Origin of the sequence: Streptomyces sp. NPDC006368, assembly GCF_040612535.1 — a bacterium.
Classification (GTDB): domain Bacteria; phylum Actinomycetota; class Actinomycetes; order Streptomycetales; family Streptomycetaceae; genus Streptomyces.
Genome location: NZ_JBEXQK010000001.1, coordinates 261,338 through 281,364, shown reverse-complemented (window position 1 = coordinate 281,364; position 20,027 = coordinate 261,338). Strand labels below are relative to the sequence as shown.

The following is a 20,027-nucleotide window of genomic DNA, read 5'->3' as shown; positions in this document are numbered from 1 at the left end:
GCGCGTTACTGATGGGTCACCATGTCCGGTATGGGCAGTGGTCGTTTCTCGATCGCGGCCGCCATCACCTCCGGGAAGTGGTCGGGGGTGCAGGCGAACGCCGGCGCGCCGAGCGCCGCGAGCGCCGCCGCGTGGTCGCGGTCGTACGCCGGCGCCCCCTCGTCGGACAGCGCGAGCAGTGCCACGAACTGCACGCCCGACGCCTTCATCGCCGCCACCCGCTTGAGCATCTCGTCGCGTATGCCGCCCTCGTAGAGGTCGCTGATCAGGACGACGACGGTGTCGGCGGGGCGGGTGATCCGCGACTGGCAGTACGCCAGTGCCCGGTTGATGTCCGTGCCGCCGCCCAGCTGGGTGCCGAAGAGGACGTCGACGGGGTCGTCGAGCTGGTCGGTGAGGTCGACGACGGCGGTGTCGAAGACGACGAGCCGGGTGGCGATGGACCGCATCGACGCCAGCACCGCGCCGAAGACGGAGGCGTACACCACGGACGCCGCCATCGACCCGGACTGGTCGACGCACAGCACCACGTCCTTCTTCACGGACTGCGAGGCGCGGCCGTACCCGATGAGCCGTTCGGGCACCACGGTGCCGTACTCCGGCAGGTAGTTCTTCAGGTTCGTCCGGATCGTCCGGTTCCAGTCGATGTCGTGGTGGCGCGGCCGGCTGACGCGCGCGCTGCGGTCGAGGGCGCCGGTCAGCGTGGCGCGGGTGCGGGAGGCGAGCCGCTTCTCCAGGTCATCGACGACCTTGCGCACGACGGCCCGTGCCGTCTCCTTGGTCGTCTCGGGCATCGCCTTGTTGAGCGACAGGAGCGTGCCGACGAGGTGGACGTCCGCCTCGACCGCCTCGAGCATCTCCGGCTCCAGCAGCAGCGTCGACAGGCCGAGGCGGTCGATCGCGTCGCGCTGCATGACCTGGACGACGGAGCTCGGGAAGTACGTCCGGATGTCACCGAGCCAGCGGGCGACGGACGGTGCCGACGCCCCGAGGCCCGCCGCGCGGTCCCGCCCGGCCCGCCCCCGGCCCCCGCTCTCGCCGTACAGGGCGCCCAGGGCGCCGTCCATCGCGGCATCGGTGCCGTCGAGGGCGCGGCCGGTGCCGTCGGCCGCTCCCCCGCCGAGCACCAGCCGCCAGCGCCGCAGCCGCTCGTCGTCGCGCTCGCTCATCGCCCCGCCCCCACCAGGTTGTCGTCGTCCTCGTCCCGCGTCCCGAGCAGCAGCCGCACCAGCGGCACCACCGCGTCCGCCCGCGCCTCGTCGAGCCCCGGCCCGAAGCCGGGCGCGCCGGGCTCCCCGCCGCCACCCGCCCCCGGGACGCCCGCCGACGGGCCGCGCCGCACGAGCTCCCCCAGCGTGCGCCGTACACCCGGCTCGTACGCGGCGAACGTGCGGCGCAGCAGCGGCAGTACGTCGGTGAACGCGTCCGCGGGGACGCCGGTCAGCCAGGCGTCGACCAGGGCGAGGAGCCGCTCGTCGTGGACGAGCAGCATGCCGTCGCCGGAGGAGCCGGAGGCTCCCGGGCCACCACCGACGAACCCCTCGATCCAGGCCGCCGCGTCGGCGGGCGGGGTGCCGGGCGAGAGCGCGAGGCCCATCAGCCGGGCGGCCTCGTCCTCGGGGAGCCGCCCGTCGTCCAGCAGGAGCCGGGAGGCCCGGCCGCGGAGCACGCCCGGGGTGCTGTCCCGGCCGGCCAGCCCGCGCAGGACGGCGGCCCACCGGGCGGTTACCTCGTCGGCGTCCGGAAGGAGCCGGACGGCGCTGTGGACGCCGTCGAGGTGGCCGCGCATCTCGGCGGCGCCGTCCGCGTCGAGCCCCGTGCAGGCGGGCGGCAGGCCCACGCATATGCGCAGGGCCAGACCGGTCGCCACCTCGCCCAGGGCGGCGGTGTCCGTGGACCGTACGTCGCCGTACCGCAGGGAGCGGGCCAGTGCGGGCAGCGCCTGGGCGAGGTGGCCGACGTCCGCGTCGAGCGCGGCGCGGTCGGCGAGCGCCTTCATCACCACCGGCAGCGCGTCGGGCAGGGCGGCCAGCAGGCACCGCTCGGCGAGGGCGGTGACCTCGGCGAGCGTGGTCGCGGACACGGCCCGCGACTCGGCCTTGGCGGTTGCGGCGGCGAGCACGGTGGTGCCCCAGACCCCGGCCTCGGCGATCCGCACGTGCAGTTCCGGCTGCCAGCGCAGCCGCCAGCTCTCCCGGAACGTGCCGGTGCCGGTGCGCCCGGCGGCCGGCTCCCCCCAGTCGACGCCGAGCAGCCGCAGGCGGTGGAGCAGTCGGCTGCGGGCCGCGTCGGTCTCCTTGCGCAGGTCCAGGTCCAGTTCGCGGGCGAACGCCTCCGGCTTGAGGCGCAGGGTGCGCTGAAGTCGGGTCAGGTCGCGCTGAAGGGGCACGGCGGGAGCGCTGTCCGGCACCTCACCGAGCACATCGCCGACGATGAGCCGGTCCCTGATGAGGTCGAGCGGTACGTCGGAGCCGTCGCACATGACCGCCCGCACGGCGTCCATCGTCTCGGTCAGCCCCGCGAGGGGGCGGCCCCGCATGGCGGCGAGGGTCGCGGCGAGCCGTACGGCCTCGATCACGTGCGCGGAGGAGACGATGCGGTCCTCCGCGCGCAGCAGCCCGGCGATCCTGGTCATCCAGCGCTCGACGGGCCGGTCCGGTGCGGCGAACAGGTGCCCGTACCAGCCGGGTGAGTCGATGCCCGCGCCGTAGCCGGTGCGCCGGGCGAGGCGGCGGTGCGTCCAGGGCACCCAGGTGATGTCGGCCTTGACCTTGGGGAGGCCCTTGAGGAGGGCCCGGTCGGCGGTGGCGGTGGACTTCGCAGCGAGTGCGGGGACGTGCCAGGCCCCGCAGACGACGGCCACGCCGTCTCCGTACGTCTTGCGCGCGGCCCGCAGTTGGAGCCGCATGTACGCCTCGCGGATCGGGTCACGGCGGTGTCCGCCGTGCCCGTACGCCTCGCGCAGGGCGGTCATGGCCTCCGCGAGCCCGTCGAACACGGCGACCGGGTCGGTGCCCGCGGTGTCGCCCGGTGGGCCGTGGCGCGCCGAGACCACGGCCGTCCGGTGTTCGACGACGTCCTCCCACCACCGCTCGGGGTCGTCGTATCCGGCGGTCCCGGCGAGCACGGCGATGGGGTCGATCCGTACGCCGTCGACCTCGTCCTCCTCACCGTCGCCCCAGGTGGGATCGGATGCCATGGCCAGCGAGTGGGTGGCGGGCAGGTCGATGAGGCGGACGGCGGCGCCGTGGTCGAGCGCCCAGCGCAGGGCGACCCACTCCGGCGAGAACTCCGCCAGCGGCCAGAACGCTGCGCGTCCCGGATCGTCCACGGCGTGGGCGAGGAGGGCGACGGGCGGGCGCATCCGCTCGTCGGCGGCGAGCGGCAGCAGCGCGTCCGCCTCGGGCGGCCCCTCGATCAGTACGGCCGGGGGCTTGGCGGCGTCGAGCGCGGCCCTCACCGCGCGGGCCGATCCGGGGCCGTGGTGGCGTACGCCGAGCAGCAGGGGCCCTTCGCGTCCCGTCATGCCGACACCTCCCGGCACGCGCGGTAGAAGTCCTTCCAGCCGTCGCGCTCGCGGACGACCGTTTCGAGGTACTCCTGCCAGATGACACGGTCGGCCGCCGGGTCGCGGACGACCGCGCCGAGGATGCCGGCGGCCACGTCACCGGGCCGCAGCACTCCGTCACCGAAGTGGGCGGCCAGGGCGAGGCCGTTGGTGACGACGGAGATCGCCTCGGCCGTGGAGAGCGTCCCCGAGGGGGACTTGAGCTTGGTGCGGCCGTCGGTGGTGACGCCGTCGCGCAGTTCGCGGAAGACGGTGACGACCCGGCGGATCTCGTCGATGCCCTCGGGCGTGGCGGGCAGGTCGAGCGAGCGCCCTATCTGGTCGACGCGCCGCGAGACGATGTCCACCTCGGCGTCCGGTGTCGCGGGCAGGGGGAGGACGACGGTGTTGAAGCGGCGGCGCAGGGCGCTGGACAGGTCGTTGACGCCGCGGTCGCGGTCGTTGGCGGTGGCGATCAGGTTGAACCCCCGCACCGCCTGCACCTCCTGTCCCAGCTCCGGGATGGGCAGGGTCTTCTCGGACAGGATCGTGATCAGCGTGTCCTGCACGTCGGCCGGGATGCGGGTGAGCTCCTCGACCCGGGCGGTCATGCCGTCGGCCATGGCCCGCATCACCGGGCTGGGCACCAGCGCGTCCCGGCTGGGCCCGTGGGCGAGAAGCCGCGCGTAGTTCCAGCCGTACCGGATGGCCTCCTCGGGGGTGCCGGCCGTGCCCTGCACGAGCAGGGTGGAGTCACCGCTCACGGCCGCGGCGAGGTGTTCGGACACCCACGTCTTGGCGGTGCCGGGGACGCCGAGGAGGAGCAGGGCGCGGTCGGTGGCCAGCGTGGTGACGGCGACCTCGACGATGCGGCGCGGCCCGACGTACTTCGGTGTGATGACGGTGCCGTCGGCGAGGGTGCCGCCGAGCAGATAGGTGGCGACGGCCCACGGCGAGAGCCGCCAGCGGGCGGGGCGCGGCCGGTCGTCGGCCGCCGCGAGCGCCGTGAGCTCGTCGGCGAACGCGTCCTCGGCATGCGGCCGCAGGGCCTCTGTGCCGGTGGACGCGGCGGGCGCGACGGGCGCGATGTCGCCGGCGGAGCCGGTGGCTCGGGTGGCTTCGGTGGTTTCGGGCACGGTCATGGATCCCCCTCCAGATCGTGTTCGACCGGGTGTGGAACCAACCGTGCACCATGCCACTGACAATCGGCCGTCTCCGCGGGTGAGAAGCGGAAACGGCCGACGTCGGGCGGGACTCAGCCGGCGATCGGCGAGAGCGCGTTGCAGCCGGCCGCGGCGGCGACGCCCTTGCCGGTCTTCTCGTCGAGGACCTTGCCCTCGTGCGTGATCTTGCAGGTGATCTCGGCGCCGTTGACGTCGACGGCCACCGGCGTGACCAGCGGGGCCTCGATACCGCGCAGCTTCACCGTCTTCTTCCACGGCAGCGTCGGGTTGTCGACCGACTCGATCTTCGGGTTGGTCGCGTCACCGCCGCCGGCGTTGAACTGGATGGAGTCGATGCCCTTGCCGCTGACCTCGTACGTGACCTCGTACTCCTCGTTCACGGCCTTGTCGACCTGCTTGGTCGCCTCGTCCGCGACCTGCGAGCAGGCGCCGAGACCGAGCGCGAGCCCGCCGGCGATGAGCGTCGAGACGACGGTGCGGCTGATGCGGTTCATGCGTACCCCCCGGGCGAATGGACTGAACAAGCGCAGAGAACAGTAAAAGGAGAGCAAAGTCAACTCCTTGCCCTTCCAGCGAAATAGCAGGTCAGAGCGATTGTCAGTGGTGGGTCGTACCGTCGTTCCCATGAATCAGCAGGGGGTGCGCTGGACGGCGGAACAGGTGCTGGCTCTGGCTCCTGACGATGCCTCACGCAAGGCGGCGAGCAGACTCGGCACGCCGGGGACGTGGTCGGACACCGGCGGCAGCGGCGGGGGGGCCGTCTGGGGCCGGTGCAAGGGCAGTGGGAGCAGGCCGTACCAGACGGTCGTGGACATCACCGGCCCGGCGTACACGTGCAGTTGCCCGAGCCGGAAGTTCCCGTGCAAGCACGCGCTGGGGCTGCTGCTGCTCTGGGCGTCGGACGAGCGGGCCGTACCCGCCACCGGTGAGGCCGATGTGCCGGACTGGGCCGGGCAGTGGCTGGCGGGGCGGAGCGCACGGGCCGCCGGTGAAGGCGAAGGGGAGGGGGCCGGAGGGGCCGCGAGGACCGGTGACCCGCAGGCGGCGCGGCGCCGGGCGGAGCGCAGGTCCGCGCGGATCACCGCGGGCGCGCGGGAGTTGGAGCAGCGCCTTGCCGACCTGGTGCGCGGCGGGCTGGCCTCCGCCGAACAATCGGGGTACGGCCTGTGGGAGGAGACGGCGGCCCGGATGGTCGACGCGCAGGCGCCCGGGCTGGCGGGCCGGGTCAGGGAGCTGGGCGCGATACCGGCGTCGGGGCCCGGCTGGCCGGTGCGGCTGCTGGAGGAGTGCGCGCTGACACACCTCCTCGACCGGGCGTGGCTGAACATCGAGCGGCTGCCGGAGCCGCTGGCCGCGACGGTCCGTACCCGCGTCGGACTGACCGCCCCCGCCGACGGGCCGGCGGTGCGCGACCGCTGGACGGTGCTCGCGCGGTACGACACGTCGGACGGCAGGCTGACCACGCGCCGCGTCTGGTTGTACGGGCACGGCAGCGGGCGGACGGCGCTGCTGCTGTCCTTCGGGGCGGCCGGGCGGGCACCGCAGGTGGCGCTGCCCGTGGGCGTGGTCATCGACGCGCGGCTGACACCGCACACGGGCGCGGGACAGCTGCGCGCGGAGCTGGGCGAGCAGTTCTCGCCGCCGGTCCCGGCCGAGGGCCCACCGCCCGGCGGGACCGTGGCCGACGCGCTGACCGCGTACGGGCTCGCCCTGCGCGAGGACCCGTGGCTGGACGCGTGGCCGGTGACGCTGACCGACGTCATACCGGTGCCGTTGCCGGACGGCGGCTGGCAACTGGCCTCGGCCGACGGCCGGTCCGCGCTGCCCGTGGCCCCGGCCACGCCGGCCCGGGCCGGGCTGTGGCGACTGGTCGCCCTGTCCGGCGGCGGACCGGTCACCGTCTTCGGCGAGTGCGGGCACCGCGGTGTCACCCCGCTCACGGCCTGGTCGGCCCAGACACCCGAGACGGTTCAGCTCACCTGACGCACGGAGGACGCCATGACCACCACCACATCCTGGGACGACCTCGTGACCTCGGCGCTGCTGGGCACCGAGCGGCGGGCACCGGGCGCCGACGTCATGGCGGCCGGGCAGGACGCGCCGGTCGCGCTGCTGGACGCCGCCGCGCTCCAGACCGTACGGCGCCGGGCGGGCCTGCTTCCCGCGCCCGCCGCCGCCCCGCCCGAACCGGCGCCGCACGACGACCGGCCGCCCCTGCCCGAAGCGGCCCGGCGCCGGCTCGCCCAACTGCTGGCCGACCGGGCCGGACCGGCACAGGGCGGCGGGCGGCGCGGCGCGGTCCCCGACCTGACAGAGCTGCTGCCCCAGTGGCTGACGGCGGCGAACGAGCAGGGGTACCGGGCTCCGGCGTCCGTGCTGCCCGCGCTGCTGGACGCCGCCCGCGCCCGCACCGACCTGCGGCCCCTGGCGCTGACGTTCGCCGGGCCCCGCGGGCTGTGGCTCGCCCGCCTCAACCCGGAGTGGAGGTTCGCCCTGCGCGGCGCCTCCGGGAGCGCCGCGCTTCCCGCGCCGGACGACGCGGAGGGCGTGCGGCTGCTGTGGGAGGAGGGCCTGTTCGCCGAGCGGGTCGCCCTCCTGGGCGCCGTACGCGCCCACGACCCGGGCGCCGCGTTGACGTTGCTGTCCTCCACCTGGTCCACGGAGCGGGCCGAGGACCGGCTGATGTTCCTCGACTCGCTGCGCGCCGGGCTCCGCGCCGCGGACGAGCCGTTTCTGGAGCAGGCGCTCTCCGACCGCAGCCGCAACGTCCGGTCCACGGCCGCCGAACTGCTCTCCGCGCTGCCGCACTCGGCGCTGGCCCGCCGCATGGCCGGCCGCGCCTCGTCCTGCGTCGGCCTCGACCGTACGGGCGACGTCCCGACGATCTCCGTCGAAGCGCCGCACGAGTGCGACGCGGCCATGCAGCGCGACGGTGTCCTGCCCCACCCACCGGCGGGGCGCGGCGAGCGCTCCTGGTGGCTCGGCCAGCTCGTGGAGGCCGCACCGCTCTCCGTGTGGAGCACGCGGCTCGGCGGACGCACGCCCGACGAGATAGTCGCGCTGCCCGTCGCGGACGACTGGCGCGACGAGCTGCACGCGGCCTGGTGCCGGGCGGCGGTCCGGCAGCACGACGCGGCGTGGTCCCGGGCGCTGCTCGGGCCGCCGGCGACACCACCGGATTCGCTGGCCGAGCGGTCCAGGCTGCTGTCCACCCTGCCCGCGGACGAACGGGCCGTCTGGGTCGCCGACTTCATCGCCGCGCACGGTTTGTCGGAGGCGTTCCAGCTTCTCGGCGTCTGCGCGGTGCCGTGGTCGGAGCCGCTGGGCCGCGCGGTGGTCGACGCGCTCGACATCGCCCGCGACGCGGGGAGCTACCCGTGGAGCTTCAGCGGTGTGATGGGCCTGGCGGAACGCTGCCTCGACCCGGCGGAAGCGGCCCGCCTCGAAGTCCTGACGGCTGTCCCCGACGAACCGGAGGGCGCGTCGCCCGGCGCGGGCGGCTACTGGTCGGAAGCCTTCCAGCGCCTGGTCGCCACGCTCCGGCTCCGCGCGGCGATGCGCGCGGAACTCACCCCGGTGAGCACATGACGCAGGACCTGAGACCCGGGTGCGTGTGCCGACGCGACGGCGGCGTCGTCGCCGCGCGCCGGAGGTTGTCGGCGACGTCGGCGGCGGTCGTCCCGCCACCCTGGGCGGACGCGGAGGCCGTGCCCTGAGACGGCGTGGCGGCGTCCTGGCCCCGGCCGACGGGCGGAGCCGGAGCGCCCGCGCGGCCGGCGCGCGCACCGCGCGGCGACTCGACTCCGTACCCCGCGCGTGATCTTTCGCCGTACGGCCCGCGCCACGGGCTCTCGGCCGAGCGCATCGGCGCCGGTGCCTGACCGGGCCGGTGGCCTCCCGGGGCGGCCGGCCGCGCCCCGGGGCGCCTCGCCTCCGGGCACGGAGCATCAGCCCGCCCGCCCCCTGCGGCGGACCGCGTCAAAGGGGGCGGGAGGGGCGGAACGAAGCGAGGGGACGGAGCCGCCCCCCCGGCTCAACGGCTGGGGCTGCTACGCGCCGCTCGCCACGCGGACGTTGGCGTTGACCCAGTCGACGATCGACGCCGTCGTCGCGCCCGGCGTGAAGATCTCGGCGACACCCTTCTCCTTGAGCGGCGCGATGTCCGCGTCGGGGATGATGCCGCCGCCGAAGACCTTGATGTCCTCCGCCTCCCGCTCCTTCAGCAGCTCCAGCACCTTCGCGAACAGCGTGTTGTGCGCGCCCGAGAGGATCGAGAGGCCGATCGCGTCCGCGTCCTCCTGGATCGCGGTGTCCACGATCTGCTCCGGCGTCTGGTGCAGGCCGGTGTAGATGACCTCCATACCTGCGTCACGGAGCGCCCGCGCGATCACCTTCGCCCCGCGATCGTGGCCGTCGAGACCCGGCTTGGCCACCACCACGCGGATCGGACCGGTCACACCCATCACTGCCTCCACATGCGTCCCCCGTACCTGATTTCCGGGGAGGTGAACGAACGTTATCGACAGCATCCCGCAACCAGCCGTTTCACGGTGAATACCGAGGGGGAAATCACACGTGGGACATGTTCGTCACGCGCCGTACCCGTCCCGGGGGCGGCCCACCGGCCTCGTCGGCCCGTCACCGTGCCGACGAGGCCGCGATCGCCACGGCAGCCGCGCGAGGACACACGCACCAGGGCAAGCGGGGGGACCGAGCCGCGCCTTGCCTGCCGGTTCGGGAGGTCGAGGTCGGCCATGAGGGTCATCACGCTGTTCAAGGCCACCGCCCTGGAGCTGGCCATCCTCACCTGCCACCTGTTCCTCTATCCCACAGGTGTCGCGCAGGAGCGGCGCACCGCCCGGGCTCCGGCCGGGCGCGGCATCCCCGTCGTGCTGTTGCACGGGTTCATCGACAACCGCTCCGTCTTCATCCTGCTGCGCCGCTCCCTCACCCGGCACGGCCGGCGGCATCTGGAATCGCTCAACTATTCGCCGCTCACCTGCGATCTCCGGGGCGCCGCCGGGCTGCTCGGCCGCCATGTCGAGGACATCTGCGCCCGTACCGGACACGACCGGGTCGACATCGTCGGGCACAGCCTCGGCGGCCTCATCGCCCGGTACTACGTCCAGCGGCTCGGCGGCGACCAGCGGGTGCGCACCCTGGTCACGCTCGGCACGCCGCACTCCGGCACCACCGTCGCCCCGCTCGCCGGCGCGCATCCCCTGGTCCGCCAGATGCGCCCGGGGTCGGCGGTACTGCGCGAGCTGAGCGAGCCGGCACCCCACTGCCGCACCCGCTTCGTGAGCTTCTGGAGCGATCTCGACCGGCTGATGGTCCCGGTCGAGGCGGCGCGCCTGGACCATCCGGACCTGATCACGCGGAACATCCGCGTCACCGGCATCGGTCATCTCGCGCTTCCCGTCCACCCGGCCGTCGCGGCGGAGATCCGTCAGGTGCTCGACTCCGAGGATCCGGCGGCCGGAACGATCGGTTCCACCTCAGCGGCCTGACCGGAACACCCCTACGCTCGAACGCATTTCGAACGTAGGGCCAAGGCTCTGTGTGCGCTCCGCCGAAAGACGGCCGAATGCCCCTTTCAACCGGAACCAAAACTCCCGGAAGATTGTCGCTCGCGCGTACCGCCGGGTACAGTCGCGCCCACTGCTTTCCCCTCTGGGGTTCCCCTTCCGGGGGTCGCGCCCAGACCTGGTCCTGCTGCCGAGGCGAGAGAGAAGTTGGTGAACGACCAGCACCCCCACGCCGGGTACGTCGGAGACGACGCCTACACCACGGGCAGCCTCGGCACTGGCACGCACACCACCGGCGCGTACGACACCGGCAGTTACGGCACCAGCGGCTACGAGACCAACGGTCACGAGACCGGCAGCTTCGCGAACGACCCGCTCTTCGGCGCATTCCCGGGAACCGCCTCCGGTACACACGACAGCGGCCACCAAGGCGGTTACGAGGCCGGGCACAGCGGCCAGTACGACGCCACCCAGTGGGCCGGCGCCACGACCACGACGGCGACCACGCCGGCCGGCACCGCGGCCACCGCCACGCAGCAGTGGGACACCACCGGATACGTCGAGTACTCCGAGTACACCGGCCAGTGGGACGCCTCCGCGTGGAACGATCAAGCCCGGTTCGACACCGGCGCCCACGACGCCACCGCCTGGCACTATGCCCCCACCGAGACCTTCGTCCCGCAGCAGTTCGACTACGCGGCGGCGGACGCGCGGCAGTCCGAAGCCGAATCCGCGACCGAGCCGGAAGCGATGCCGGACGTCACGGCGGACACCGAGCCGGAGGTGCTCCCGGACGTGGAGTCGGCGCCCGACCCGGCGCGCCCGGAGACCGGAGCAGTGACCGGATCCGCGACCCTCACCCCTCGCTCCGCCCGCCGCTCCGGCGGGGGCGGCACCCGTGGCCGTCGCCGTACCCCTGCCAAACGGTCCGCTCTCCTCACCGTCGCCGTGCCGTCCGCCTGTGTGATGGGCGTCGCCGGTATCGCGGCCGCCTCCGTCAGCGGCCTCACCGAGGCCGACGAGAAGCCGACCGCCAAGCCGGTGACCGCCGCCGACACGCCCACCGTCAAGGCCGTCGCCGCCAACAGCGCGCTGGACACCCAGCTCGCCGCGCTGAGCGCCGAGGCCCGCGACTTCGGTGACCGCGCCAGCCGCACCCAGGAGCGCCTCGACCTCAAGGCCCGCCAGGAGGCGGAGCGCAAGAAGCGCGAGGCGGAGGCCGCGCGCAAGGAGGCGCTGCGCCCCAAGTTCGCACTCCCCGTCGAACTGCACCAGCTCAGCGCGTACTACGGGCAGGCGGGCGTCAACTGGATGTCCCTGCACAGCGGTATCGACTTCCCCGTGCAGTACGGCACGCCCGTGATGGCCGCCACCGACGGCACCGTGCGCACCCAGTGGAACAGCGCCTACGGGAACATGGCGATCGTGACCGCCAAGGACGGCACCGAGACCTGGTACTGCCACCTCAGCAGCACCAAGATCCGGTCCGGCGAGGTCAAGGCCGGGGACGTCATCGCGTACTCCGGCAACTCCGGCAACTCCACCGGACCGCACCTGCACTTCGAGGTACGGCCCGGCGGCGGCGCCGCGATCGACCCGCTGCCGTGGCTGCGCAGCCACGGCCTGAACCCCACGGGCTGACCGCCACGGCCGGGTCCCCCGGCGGCTACAGCTTCTCGACCGGCGCGTACCGCAGGAGCAGCCGCTTCGGCTTCTCGTCCCCGAAGTCGATCGTCGCCTGTGCGTCCGCGCCCACTCCGGTCACCGCCATCACGGTCCCCAGCCCGAACTGGTCGTGCGTGACCCGGTCCCCGACCGTGAGCGAGATCACCGGCTTGTCCGTGGTCCGCCGGGTGGCGAAGCCCGAAGGGCCGGAGCGGGAACGCGACGACGACAGCGAGGACGTGATCCCGGCGGTCGGACCGGCCGGAGCGGCCATCGGGCCCGTGCGCCGCCACTCCACGTACTGGCCCGGGATCTCCTCCAGGAACCGCGACGGCGGGTTGTACGAAGGCTGCCCCCAGGCGCTGCGCATCGACGACCGGGTCAGATAGAGCCGCTCACGGGCGCGCGTGATGCCGACGTACGCCAGGCGCCGCTCCTCCTCCAGCTCCTTGGTCTGGCCGAGGGCCCGCATGTGCGGGAAGACGCCGTCCTCCATGCCCGTCAGGAAGACGACCGGGAACTCCAGGCCCTTGGCGGTGTGCAGCGTCATCAGCGTGATGACGCCGGAGCCCTCCTCGTCCTCGTCCGGGATCTGGTCGGAGTCGGCGACGAGCGCGACCTGCTCCAGGAACTCCGCGAGGGTGCCGGGCTCCTCGCCCCGCTCCTGCTCGAACTCCAGGGCCACGGCGGCGAGCTCCTGCAGGTTCTCGATGCGGGTCTCGTCCTGCGGGTCGGTGGACGCCTGCAGCTCCGCCAGATAGCCCGTGCGCTCCAGGACCGCTTCGAGGACGACCGCCGGACCGGCGCCCGAGTCGGCGATCGTGCGCAACTCCTCCATCAGCGTGTTGAACCGCTTCACGGCGTTCGCGGACCGCGCCGCCATGCCGTACGCCTCGTCCACGCGCCGCAGCGCCTGCGGGAAGGTGATCTTCTCGCGCAGGGCCAGGGCCTCGATCATCGCCTCGGCGCGGTCACCGATGCCGCGCTTGGGCACGTTGAGAATGCGGCGCAGCGGGACGCTGTCCTCCGGGTTGGCGAGGACGCGCAGGTACGCCAGGACGTCCCGCACCTCCTTGCGCTCGTAGAAGCGCACACCGCCGACGACCTTGTACGGCAGGCCGACGCGGATGAAGATCTCCTCGAAGACGCGGGACTGGGCGTTCGTGCGGTAGAAGACGGCGACGTCGCCGGCCTTCGCGTCGCCCGCGTCCGTCAGCCGGTCGATCTCGTCGGCGACGAACTGCGCCTCGTCGTGCTCGGTGTCCGCGACGTACCCGATGATCCTGGAGCCCTCGCCGGCGTTGGTCCACAGGTTCTTGGGGCGGCGGCTCTCGTTGCGCTCGATCACCGCGTTGGCGGCCGACAGGATGGTCTGCGTGGAGCGGTAGTTCTGCTCCAGCAGGATCGTGGTGGCGTCCGGGTAGTCCTCCTCGAACTGGAGGATGTTGCGGATGGTCGCGCCGCGGAAGGCGTAGATCGACTGGTCGGCGTCACCGACGACGCACAGCTCGGCCGGGTCCAGGTCCTCGTACCCCGTGCCGACCAGCTCGCGTACGAGGGTGTACTGGGCGTGGTTGGTGTCCTGGTACTCGTCGACGAGGACGTGGCGGAAGCGGCGGCGGTAGTGCTCGGCGACGTCCGGGAACGCCTGGAGCAGGTGGACCGTCGTCATGATGATGTCGTCGAAGTCCAGGGCGTTGGCCTCGCGCAGCCGCGCCTGGTACATCCGGTACGCCTCGGCGAGCGTCTTCTCGAAACCGTCGGCGGCCTGGTCGGCGAAGGCCTCCTCGTCGATCAGCTCGTTCTTCAGGTTCGAGATCTTGGCGCTGAACGACTTCGGCGGGAAGCGCTTCGGGTCCAGGTCCAGGTCACGGCAGACCAGCGCCATGAGCCGCTTGGAGTCGGCGGCGTCGTAGATCGAGAACGACGACGTGAAGCCGAGCTTCTTCGACTCGCGGCGCAGGATGCGCACGCAGGCGCTGTGGAAGGTCATGACCCACATGGCGTTGGCGCGCGGGCCGACGAGCTGCTCGACGCGCTCCTTCATCTCGCCGGCGGCCTTGTTGGTGAAGGTGATCGCCAGTATCTGGCCGGGATGCACGTGGCGCGTGGCCAGCAGGTGGGCGATGCGGTGGGTGAGGACCCGGGTCTTGCCGGACCCGGCACCGGCGACGATGAGCAGCGGCGAGCCGGTGTGCGCGACGGCGGCGCGCTGCTGCTCGTTCAACCCCTCCAGCAGCGCGGCGGCGTCCACGACGGGGCGCGGGGCGCCGTCGCGGTAGTACGCGTCTGCCGCCTCCCGGGCCGGGGGCACGTCGAAGTGGTCCCCGAAGAGGTCATGCGGGACCTCCTCCGCGACCGGGGTGTGGTCATCGGAGTCCTCGGGCGGGGGCGGGGGCTCCTCGGAACCGTGGTTCCGGAGGCCCGCCAGGAAGCTGTCGTCAAAGAGGCTGCTCATCGCCTATCGAGTCTAGGCCGCCCCACCGACAGCCGTGGCCGAACCGGCTTCACCACCTCTTGCGTTCAGGACAACGCGGAGCGTCAAGGTCACGAAAATGTATCGGGCATATCGCACATCATCCTTCACAGCACCGCCACAGGTTGGCTAGCGTGCCTGCCCAAGCGGACCGTTCCCTCATCGGCGAACCACGCCGATCGGACCGCTCCCGCCGAATCCGGCCTCCCGCTCGGGGAGTTCGGAACCGGGGACCCACGTGCGTCATGGGGTGAATCGACCGTATCCGCGGGTCGTAGGGCACCTTCCGTTCCGCCCGAACCCGACAGCTAACCCGGTAGGCGGCCCATGGAAGGAGATGCCGGCCTTGGCGTCGCATCGCAAGCCGCGCAGCCGCACCACCCGCACGTTCGGTACGCACTCCCCCGCCGTCGGGGTCACGACGGCAGCCCTCGCCTCCGTCACGACCCTGCTGTCCTCGCAGTCCGCCGGCGCTTCCGTGCCCGTGCAGCCGACCGTCGAGGAGGTACAGCGGAAAGTCGACGATCTCTACCGGCAGGCGGGCAACACGGCGACGCAGCAGTACACCAAGGCCAACGAAGCCACCGACCGGCAGCGGCGCACGGTCGACGGGATATTCGACGGGGCCGCCGGACGCGCGCAGGCGGTGAACGAGACGCGCCGCGCCCTCGGTGATCACACGGCGGCACCGTCCCGGCCGGGAACGGCAGGAACGGCAGGGGCGTCAAGGGCGTCAGGAACGGCAGGGGCGCCAGGAACGCCGGGAACGCCGGGAACGCCGCGGACGATCGGCCCGGCCGCGGCGCTGGTCTTCGCGGACGACCCGCGGTCGTTCACCGACCGGACGCAGGTGAGGGACCGGATCGCCGAGCAGCGGCACCAGGCGTTCACCGACCTGCCGACGCAGCGGGTCGCGGCGGCCGAGCTGCGCGTCGAGGCGGCGAAGGGCTCGGAGTCGCTCGCCGCCTCCCCGGCATCCCTGCGGAGCAGCAAGCAGGCGGTGCAGCGCAAGCTGGCCGAGGCGCGCGCCCTGCTGTCACAGCTGACGGCGGAGGAGAGGGCGCGCCCGGAGGTGCCGACGCAGCGCGAGGCGGAGGCGGGGACGGGGGAACAGACGCAGGTCCGGGCCGTGGTGGAAGCGGCCTGCGGGCCGCGGCAGCGGGAGGCGCGAGAGCAGGAGCAGCGGGGCCGGAGGGAGGCCCGGCCGCCGGGGGAAGGCGGCCACGACGGCGCCTCCACCACCAAGGCGGACAAGGTGGTGGCCTTCGCCCGGGCCCAGATCGGCAAGCCGTACGTCCGGGGGGCGACCGGTCCGAGCTCGTACGACTGCTCCGGCCTCACCCAGGCGGCCTGGAAGGCGGCGGGCGTCGACCTGCCGCGCACCACGTGGGAGCAGGCCGAGGTCGGCACCCGGGTCCCGACCGATGAGCTGCGCCGCGGCGACCTGGTGTTCTTCCACGACGACAGCAGCCATGTCGGCATCTACCAGGGCGACGGCATGATGATCCACGCCTCGAAGCCGGGCACGAACGTGCGCGAGGAATCGATCTTCTTCATGCCGATCCACGGCGTCGTCCGCCCGGCCTGACGGGCGGCGGAGGTCAGGTCCAGAGCGTGGCGATGAAGATGTTCGCGACGGTCAGGCCGCCGACGGCGCCGAAGAGCGCCTTGTCGGCCCTCTCCTCGTCGCGCTTGACGTAGACCAGACCGAGGATGACGACCAGGACGGCCAGCTTCACACCGATCTTGATGTTGTTCACGGTCTGGTCGTCGGCCTGGTTGAGGCCGACCAGGGCCACACCCGTGACCAGCATGGTCAGCGCGCCGTGCAGCATCGCGGGCGTGAAGCGCGCCGTACCCGCGCCCATCGCCTTCATCTGGGCCAGGAACCCGCCCAGCAGGGAGGCGATGCCGATGATGTGCAACGCGACGAAGACATTGATGAGTACGTCCATGGGGCGGAGCCTAACCGGGGCCATATCACCGGCCGCCGGGCGGGGTTGTCTCATTCGCCGCATCGGTCACAGCTGATACGGAATGACGGATTCCGGCGGCATCGGCGCCAAAGAAACCGGGCCTCGAACTCTCACCTGCGACCAATAACGGTCACACCGTCTCCCCCTCCTGACCCACGCGTTTAGCGTCCTTCCGCAGGTGGCCGGCTCTCCCCACCGCCGCCCGGACTCCCGGGCGGCAGCCGGCCACCCCGCAGCAGGCTCAAGGGAAGGGAAGTGACCGCCCTCGTGGCAGCGCACCGGAAGCCCAGGCGACGGCCGCTGAGCGGATCGGCGGCCGGCCGCACCGCCGCCACGCTCGCCCTCGCCGGGGCCGCGACCGTCTCCCTCTTCGAGGGCGCCGGCCACGCCGAGCCCCGGCTCTCCCCCGCCGAGGTCAAGGCCAGGGTCGACCGGCTGTACCAGGAGGCCGAGGTGGCCACCGAGCGGTACAACGGCGCCAAGGAACAGGCGGACACCGCCCGCGCCGCCCTGGACGCCCTCCGCGACGAGGCCGCCCGCCGCACCCAGCGGCTCAACACCACCCGCAACGCCCTCGGCTCGGTGGCCACCGCCCAGTACCGCCAGGGCGGCCTCGACCCCGCCCTCCAGCTCGCGCTCTCCAGCGACCCCGACGCGTACCTCGAAGGCGCCGCCCTCGCCGACCGGGCCGGCGCCCGCCAGGCCGACACGATCAACGCCCTCCAGCGGCAGCTCACGGAGTTACGGCAACTGCGCGCCGAAGCCGACGGCCGGCTCCGCGAGCTCACGGCCCGGCAGGCCGAGCTCAGCCGCCACAAATCCACCGTCCGGCACAAGCTCGCCGCCGCCGAGCGGCTGCTCGACCGGCTCACCGCCGCCCAGCGCGCCCGGTACGACGACGCCGGGGGGAGCGCCGACCGCACCCCCTCACGCGGCACGGCCGCCACCGCGACCGCCACCGACGACCCCGGCCCGCGCGGCGTCCGGGCGCCCGGCGCCCGCGCCGCACAGGCCGTGGCGTACGCGTACGGAGCCCTCGGCAAGCCCTATGTGTGGGGCGCGACCGGGCCGTCGGCCTTCGACTGCTCCGGCCTCACCCAGGCCGCGTGGCGCTCCGCCGGAGTCTTTCTGCCGCGCACGACCTACACCCAGATCAACGCCGGACAGCGCGTCTCCCGGTCCCGGCTGGCCCCCGGTGACCTGGTGTTCTTCTACTCCGGGATCAGCCACGTCGGGCTCTACATCGGCGACGGCAGGATGATTCACGCGCCCCGGCCCGGCGCGCCCGTACGGATCGCGCCGATCGACGACATGCCGTGGGCGGGGGCGACCCGGGTCGCGTAGCGGTCGGCGCCGGCGGACCAGCCGGTGCCGGGGCCGGTGCCGGGACCCGGCTCAGGGCCGGTGCCGGGCTCGGTGCCGGGACCACACCAGCAGCGGCAGCACCACCGCGATCACGGCCAGCACGATCGCGGTCACGAGGAAGGGCGTACCCGTCAGGCTCATCACGCCCTGGAGGAGGGGCCCTCCGCGCGCGGGTTGCCACGGTTATGTACCGGTTACCTCACGAATGGCCGACAAAGCCTGCCACGGAGGTCACCCGAGGCTCGGACGAGGCTCAGACGAGGCGGCGTGCGGTGGCCCAGCGCGTCAGCTCGTGCCGGTTGGACAGCTGGAGCTTCCGGAGCACGGCCGAGACGTGCGACTCGACGGTCTTCACCGAGATGAACAGCTGCTTGGCGATCTCCTTGTACGCGTACCCGCGCGCGATCAGCCGCAGTACCTCCCGTTCCCGCTGCGTGAGCCGGTCCAGGTCCTCGTCGACCGGTGGCGCGTCCGTCGACGCGAAGGCGTCCAGCACGAACCCGGCCAGCCGGGGCGAGAACACCGCGTCGCCCTCCTGGACCCGGAAGATCGAGTCGACGAGGTCCGCGCCTGTGATCGTCTTGGTGACGTACCCGCGGGCGCCGCCCCGGATGACCCCGATGACGTCCTCGGCGGCGTCCGAGACGGACAGGGCCAGGAAGCGGACCGGGTGGTCGGCGTCCGCCATCAGGGGCGCGCAGCGGCGCAGCACCTCGACGCCGCCGCCGCCGGGGAGGTGGACGTCGAGGAGGACCACCTCGGGGCGGGTGGCGGTGATCACGGTGACGGCCTGGTCGACGTCGGCGGCCTCACCGACCACCTCCACGCCGGTCGTCTCGGTCCGGCCGATCTCGGCCTGCACGCCGGTGCGGAACATCCGGTGGTCGTCGACGAGCACCACCCGTGCGCGCCGTCCGCTGTCCGGCGCCGCCGTCGTCTCCTCGGTCATCCGTCCGCCCTCTCCATCTCGAGCTCCACTTCGGTGCCGTCACCGGGCACCGACCGCAGCCGCGCGGTGCCGCCGTTGCGCCGCATCCGGCCGATGATCGATTCTCGTACGCCCATCCGGTCGGCGGGTACGGAGTCGAGGTCGAAGCCCGGTCCCCGGTCCCGTACGGACACGAAGACCGTGCGACCCTCGACCTCCGCGTACACCTGAACGGCCCCGCCCTCGCCACCGTACTTGGCGGCGTTGACCATCGCCTCGCGCGCGGCCTGGAGCTGCGCGGTCAGCTTCTCGTCGAGCGGGCAGTCGCCGACGACCACGACCTCCAGGGGGACGCCGTGCTTGTCCTCGACCTCGGCGGCGGTCTTCTTGACGGCCTCGGCGAGGGTGTCGGGCTCCTCGTCCGCGTCCTTGCCGGTGCCTTCCGGTTTGTACAGCCAGTTGCGCAGCTCGCGCTCCTGGGCGCGGGCGAGGCGGCGGACCTCGCCCGGGTCGCCGGCGTTGCGCTGTATCAGGGTGAGGGTGTGCAGGACGGAGTCGTGGACGTGGGCGGCGACCTCGGCCCGCTCCTGGGCGCGGATGCGCATGGTGCGCTCCTCGGACAGGTCCTGGGACATCCGTACGAGCCAGGGTCCGGCGAGCAGTGTCATGCCGGCGAGCACGGCTATCGCGGCGGTGAGCGCGGTGCCGAGCTGGGCGGCCGAGCCGCGCACCACCATGAAGACGGTCAGGCCCATGCCGACGAGCGCGACGCCGGCGAGGCCGCGGGCGAGCTGGAAGAACCGCTTGCGGCGGCCGGGCTCGGTCCAGCGGGCGCGCCGCGCGTTGTCCACCTGCCGCCACACCAGGACGACGCCGACGGCGACGAGGAGGATCGGCCACACGTAGCGGTTGGCATCGCTGCCCGGGTTGACGTTGCCGACGAAGACGGCGGCGCCGATCATCAGCGCGATGAGCGCGACGACCTGGCCCCGGTCGGGCTTGCGGAGCCGGCGCCGCCCGTCGGGGGTGGTCTCGAAGACCGAACGCGGCTCGGCGGTCCTGCCGCCGACGCCCAGCGGGACGACGATCCAGAAGACGGCGTAGAGCAGCACGCCCAGGCCGTCGGCCATGAACAGGGCGAAGAAGACCAGCCGTACCCAGATGACGGGCAGCCCCAGGTGCCCGGCGAGCCCGCGCGCGACGCCACCCAGCATCCGCCCGTCGGCGCTGCGGTACAGCTTGCGCACGGGCGGTTCGTCGGTCTCGGGCGGACGGGCGGCGACGGGCATGCTCAGATCGTCACACGGCCCACCGGGCCCCGACATCAGGGGCGGCCCCCACGCGTCCCTTACTCGCCC

15 protein-coding genes and 1 riboswitch are annotated in these 20,027 nt (G+C 73.2%); of the genes, 6 read left to right on the top strand and 9 right to left on the bottom strand.

Translation table 11 applies throughout. From position 1 onward, the window contains the following. Nucleotides 1-5: 5 nt before the first annotated feature. The 4 genes from ABZZ38_RS01390 to ABZZ38_RS01375 all read right to left on the bottom strand — a co-directional run bounded on the left by ABZZ38_RS01390 (nt 6) and on the right by ABZZ38_RS01375 (nt 5,225). Nucleotides 6-1,169 carry a VWA domain-containing protein gene (locus ABZZ38_RS01390; RefSeq protein ID WP_356734462.1) on the bottom strand — a complete coding sequence of 388 codons (1,164 nt, stop codon included), beginning with the start codon at nt 1,167-1,169 and terminating at the stop codon, nt 6-8. Then, nucleotides 1,166-3,526, bottom strand: coding sequence for a DUF5682 family protein (locus tag ABZZ38_RS01385; protein ID WP_356734460.1), 2,361 nt, complete (start codon nt 3,524-3,526; stop codon nt 1,166-1,168). The genes ABZZ38_RS01390 and ABZZ38_RS01385 overlap by 4 nt, the downstream gene beginning before the upstream one ends. Continuing rightward, nucleotides 3,523-4,689: an AAA family ATPase gene (locus ABZZ38_RS01380; protein ID WP_356734458.1), complete on the bottom strand. Its 1,167-nt coding sequence runs from the start codon at nt 4,687-4,689 to the stop codon at nt 3,523-3,525. The genes ABZZ38_RS01385 and ABZZ38_RS01380 overlap by 4 nt, the downstream gene beginning before the upstream one ends. A 113-nt stretch (nt 4,690-4,802) precedes the next feature. Continuing rightward, a complete protein-coding gene (locus ABZZ38_RS01375) occupies nt 4,803-5,225 on the bottom strand; it encodes an MmpS family transport accessory protein (protein WP_356734456.1) in 423 nt (140 codons plus the stop codon). Nucleotides 5,226-5,355: 130 nt separating this feature from the next. Between ABZZ38_RS01375 and ABZZ38_RS01370 the strand changes: the two genes are divergently transcribed. Further along, a complete protein-coding gene (locus ABZZ38_RS01370; protein WP_356734454.1) occupies nt 5,356-6,714 on the top strand; it encodes an SWIM zinc finger family protein in 1,359 nt (452 codons plus the stop codon). 15 nt (nt 6,715-6,729) lie between these two features. Further along, nucleotides 6,730-8,319 (top strand): DUF5691 domain-containing protein, encoded by a 1,590-nt coding sequence (locus tag ABZZ38_RS01365; RefSeq protein WP_356734452.1) that lies wholly within the window; start codon nt 6,730-6,732, stop codon nt 8,317-8,319. A 461-nt stretch (nt 8,320-8,780) separates the two neighbouring features. Here the strand turns inward: ABZZ38_RS01365 and ABZZ38_RS01360 are convergent, their stop codons facing one another. Then, on the bottom strand, nt 8,781-9,194 hold the full coding sequence (locus ABZZ38_RS01360) for a cobalamin B12-binding domain-containing protein (protein ID WP_356734450.1): 414 nt from the start codon (nt 9,192-9,194) through the stop codon (nt 8,781-8,783). A 291-nt stretch (nt 9,195-9,485) separates the two neighbouring features. On the opposite strand from ABZZ38_RS01360, the gene ABZZ38_RS01355 reads away from it, so the two are divergent. Continuing rightward, entirely contained in the window at nt 9,486-10,241 is a 756-nt protein-coding gene (locus ABZZ38_RS01355; RefSeq protein ID WP_356734448.1) for an alpha/beta fold hydrolase, read from the top strand. A 228-nt stretch (nt 10,242-10,469) separates the two neighbouring features. After that, nucleotides 10,470-11,900, top strand: coding sequence for a M23 family metallopeptidase (locus ABZZ38_RS01350; protein ID WP_356734446.1), 1,431 nt, complete (start codon nt 10,470-10,472; stop codon nt 11,898-11,900). 25 nt (nt 11,901-11,925) lie between these two features. On the opposite strand, the gene pcrA is transcribed toward ABZZ38_RS01350, so the two are convergent. Continuing rightward, nucleotides 11,926-14,382, bottom strand: a complete 2,457-nt coding sequence (gene pcrA / locus ABZZ38_RS01345) for a DNA helicase PcrA (RefSeq protein WP_356734444.1) — start codon at nt 14,380-14,382, stop codon at nt 11,926-11,928. Nucleotides 14,383-14,581: 199 nt separating this feature from the next. Beyond that, a riboswitch (cyclic di-AMP (ydaO/yuaA leader) is annotated at nt 14,582-14,739 on the top strand. Here pcrA and ABZZ38_RS01340 point away from each other — a divergent pair. Further along, nucleotides 14,738-15,988: an NlpC/P60 family protein gene (locus ABZZ38_RS01340; RefSeq protein ID WP_356734442.1), complete on the top strand. Its 1,251-nt coding sequence runs from the start codon at nt 14,738-14,740 to the stop codon at nt 15,986-15,988. It overlaps the preceding riboswitch by 2 nt. A gap of 13 nt (nt 15,989-16,001) precedes the next feature. Here ABZZ38_RS01340 and ABZZ38_RS01335 read toward each other — a convergent pair whose 3' ends face one another. After that, nucleotides 16,002-16,355 (bottom strand): hypothetical protein, encoded by a 354-nt coding sequence (locus ABZZ38_RS01335; RefSeq protein ID WP_356734440.1) that lies wholly within the window; start codon nt 16,353-16,355, stop codon nt 16,002-16,004. Between the two features lie 288 nt (nt 16,356-16,643). Between ABZZ38_RS01335 and ABZZ38_RS01330 the strand changes: the two genes are divergently transcribed. Then, nucleotides 16,644-17,720 (top strand): NlpC/P60 family protein, encoded by a 1,077-nt coding sequence (locus tag ABZZ38_RS01330; protein ID WP_356734641.1) that lies wholly within the window; start codon nt 16,644-16,646, stop codon nt 17,718-17,720. A gap of 274 nt (nt 17,721-17,994) precedes the next feature. Here ABZZ38_RS01330 and ABZZ38_RS01325 read toward each other — a convergent pair whose 3' ends face one another. Both ABZZ38_RS01325 and ABZZ38_RS01320 read right to left on the bottom strand, forming a co-directional pair. Further along, nucleotides 17,995-18,690 carry a response regulator transcription factor gene (locus ABZZ38_RS01325; RefSeq protein WP_356734438.1) on the bottom strand — a complete coding sequence of 232 codons (696 nt, stop codon included), beginning with the start codon at nt 18,688-18,690 and terminating at the stop codon, nt 17,995-17,997. Continuing rightward, nucleotides 18,687-19,958 (bottom strand): PspC domain-containing protein, encoded by a 1,272-nt coding sequence (locus ABZZ38_RS01320; protein ID WP_356734436.1) that lies wholly within the window; start codon nt 19,956-19,958, stop codon nt 18,687-18,689. Before ABZZ38_RS01320 ends, ABZZ38_RS01325 begins: the two co-directional genes overlap by 4 nt. Nucleotides 19,959-20,027: the final 69 nt, after the last annotated feature.